The sequence below is a fragment of the uncultured Methanobrevibacter sp. genome, from assembly GCF_902774605.1.
Lineage (GTDB): Archaea > Methanobacteriota > Methanobacteria > Methanobacteriales > Methanobacteriaceae > Methanocatella.
Genome location: NZ_CACYJE010000105.1, coordinates 1 through 2,536, shown reverse-complemented (window position 1 = coordinate 2,536; position 2,536 = coordinate 1). Strand labels below are relative to the sequence as shown.

The 2,536-nt window shown below is 36.5% G+C and carries 5 protein-coding genes and 1 pseudogene; all 6 read right to left on the bottom strand.

The annotated features are described in order from the left end of the window. Positions 1-117: pseudogene (locus QZU77_RS10770) on the bottom strand (IS5/IS1182 family transposase); the annotation flags it as partial. A gap of 164 nt (positions 118-281) precedes the next feature. Beyond that, positions 282-923: a DUF116 domain-containing protein gene (locus QZU77_RS10765; RefSeq protein ID WP_295603983.1), complete on the bottom strand. Its 642-nt coding sequence runs from the start codon at positions 921-923 to the stop codon at positions 282-284. 9 nt (positions 924-932) lie between these two features. Then, entirely contained in the window at positions 933-1,385 is a 453-nt protein-coding gene (locus tag QZU77_RS10760) for a hypothetical protein (RefSeq protein WP_295603981.1), read from the bottom strand. Positions 1,386-1,426: 41 nt separating this feature from the next. Continuing rightward, positions 1,427-1,582, bottom strand: a complete 156-nt coding sequence (locus tag QZU77_RS10755) for a hypothetical protein (protein WP_292896021.1) — start codon at positions 1,580-1,582, stop codon at positions 1,427-1,429. A gap of 46 nt (positions 1,583-1,628) precedes the next feature. Continuing rightward, positions 1,629-2,258: a hypothetical protein gene (locus QZU77_RS10750; protein ID WP_295603978.1), complete on the bottom strand. Its 630-nt coding sequence runs from the start codon at positions 2,256-2,258 to the stop codon at positions 1,629-1,631. A 2-nt stretch (positions 2,259-2,260) separates the two neighbouring features. Next, on the bottom strand, positions 2,261-2,536 hold a 276-nt coding region (locus QZU77_RS10745), incomplete at its 5' end, for a hypothetical protein (RefSeq protein WP_295603975.1).

The following is a 2,536-nucleotide window of genomic DNA, read 5'->3' as shown; positions in this document are numbered from 1 at the left end:
TTCTTCGTTTTGTTGTGAAAAAATTTTGTAAACTTGATCTGCACTTAAAATCTCAGAAATATTGAAGTAATTTTGAAGTTCTTTTTTAGTTTCCAGCTCATTTAAAATGAATGGAAATGATAAAATTAAAAAACAATAAATATTAGAAGGAATTTGAATTAAAAAAATTCAGACCCCTAAATTAGTTTAGTGCTATAACCGCTATAATAATATGCCTTTAAAATCAGTAAATTGTTGATGCTTCTAAAAATAGATGTTTTGTATCAGAGGATTGTGGCAGGTTAGTATTTGGAATCAAGTTTTTCAAATACTTTTTTAACATTGACCTTTGTTTCAAAACAACCTGTCCTTTCAAGCAAAACCCCTTGAGGGTAAAAATCAGACAGCAACATCATCATCTGGTTTAAGTCCTCATGACATGCAACGCCAAGAACAGTCTGGAACTTGTTTTCCATAACTATCTTTTTAACGAAGCTGGAACCCGGAACAATGTACATCTTATATCCTAAAGGTTCCGCTTTTTTCTTTATTACTCCTATTGAGCATAAACCGCATTCAGTGCAGTTCAATCCTTCCTTTTGAAGTGTTGCCGGACAATCCTTATGCCTGAGACAATGTGGTAGAAAGATCAAAGTCTTTTCAGCAGGGATTCTGTTGTACTGCTCCTTGTTAAGGTCATTTCTCACCCTGATTGCAATGTCGTCAATCAGATTGTCGTCCAGCTTTAGGAAATGAGCTATTGTTTTTAATGGTGAGTACAGAAGGTCAACTATATATAACAGGAATCTTGGAAACCTTATCTTGTTTTTCTTGGCTATCAAAAGAGCAAGTATAATGAATATAATCAGCAATATTATGATGATTGCCACTATAAGCACTACCAATTGGCCTAAGAACATGTAAAATGAGTCAATGAACAACATTATTTCAACCTAAAACTCTTCAATGGTGTAATTGTCAAATTCCTTATTCAATCTAACTCCGGTGGGTGTTTTAACAATTTCGAGTCCGGATAAACTGTCGCAGGAACACAATACATTCTGTTCGGGATGGGTTCCGGGAGTGATGTTGCAGTTCAGGTTCACCTCATCACCTATTGAGATGACGGTTTCCAATCGTTTTGTTGATGGATGATCCTTATTCAGAATCACCAATGGTGAGGACTCTTCACGGCTAAGGTAGGCCTGTGACCTTATGGCTCTTTTATCCTTTTTGAAGTTTGAAACGGCTATTATGTCATCTGATTCTAAAAACTGGACGATTTCCTCATTGTCCTGTGTTGCAATGAAAAGCATCTTATCTTCATATGCCACTTTAACCACACCGACCATTCCGGTTTCGCCCTCAAGAAACAGTATCTCATCATTTTTAAAATCAATATTCATAATAATCACTAAAAAAATAAAAAAAGAGAGTAAAAGTGTATTTACTCTGCAATTTCCACATTGTCGCTTTGACAAGATGGACAAACGACTTTCTTTCCAAGTCCTTTAAAGGAATTTCCACAGTCTTTACAATGGTATTTTTTTGTTTTCAATTTTTTCAAATCAATATCGGCCATTGGGCCTCCACTAGAACACATTATAAATCACCTGTTATATATTATATAATATATATTATTAATAAGTTTAGTTTTCAAGCCTCTCTCTTGTATCATTTATTTTACCTAATGTCTCAACATCATTTTTCAAGTCAAACCTCAACTCCAGAAAATACAGCAGTTGATTGTATAGCTTGTTTTCCTCATACTCCCTGATGAACTCGTCAAGAGTATCTAAAATAAAAGGATTCGGCCCTACCTGGATGTTCTTGCCTTCAATGATGTCTATGCATTCATTGAGTGAAAGTTCCATATTGCCGGTTTTTGACTGGATGAACTTTATCTCCGCATATGCCAAGGGGCTTGCCTCATACTCCATGCTGTAAATGTACAGTGCAAGGGCTGTTTTAAAGTCATTCTCCTCAACATAATAATAGCCCAGGTTCCTGTAGCATCTTGCGATGTCCTGGGGATAGTAGGAGTATTTCAAAGCGTCTGATGTGCGGATAAAGCACTCGTTCAGGGGAGTGCCATATTTGAACCCTACAAGGACACCAGAGTTCTCAAAGAGGTACACCGTATCAAAATAACGCGGCTGAACGCCATCCTGGCTCACTTTGATATAATCTCCCATCACTGTTAGTGTCCGTCCTTTCCACGATGCATATTCCACATCGAAATCATCCGTCGTCAATACTTTATCGCAATGCACTTTCATAATTATAATGATATATAAATAAGTGAATGGTTATCTGTAAAGCCATCATTCTGTTTATCTATATCAAACCTGTCCTCACGTAGAGTATCTATTAGATAGTCTATAGGACAGTCGTTATATAAACCATCTGAACATATCAAGAGTTCATCTCCTTCCTGGAGAGTCATTTCACAGGTATCAACCCTATCGTCAGCATTTCCCATGATCGAACGGGTTATTATATGTCCATAACGTTCCCGTTCTTCAAAAGATAACTTTCTCTTCCGGCTAAGTTCATT

What these genes read in the sequence shown, in the direction of transcription:
- QZU77_RS10750 (WP_295603978.1), bottom strand. Translation starts at nt 2,258, where the DNA reads ATGAAAGTGCATTGCGATAAAGTATTGACGACGGATGATTTCGATGTG.
- QZU77_RS10765 (WP_295603983.1), bottom strand. Translation starts at nt 923, where the DNA reads ATGTTGTTCATTGACTCATTTTACATGTTCTTAGGCCAATTGGTAGTG.
- QZU77_RS10755 (WP_292896021.1), bottom strand. Translation starts at nt 1,582, where the DNA reads ATGTGTTCTAGTGGAGGCCCAATGGCCGATATTGATTTGAAAAAATTG.
- QZU77_RS10760 (WP_295603981.1), bottom strand. Translation starts at nt 1,385, where the DNA reads ATGAATATTGATTTTAAAAATGATGAGATACTGTTTCTTGAGGGCGAA.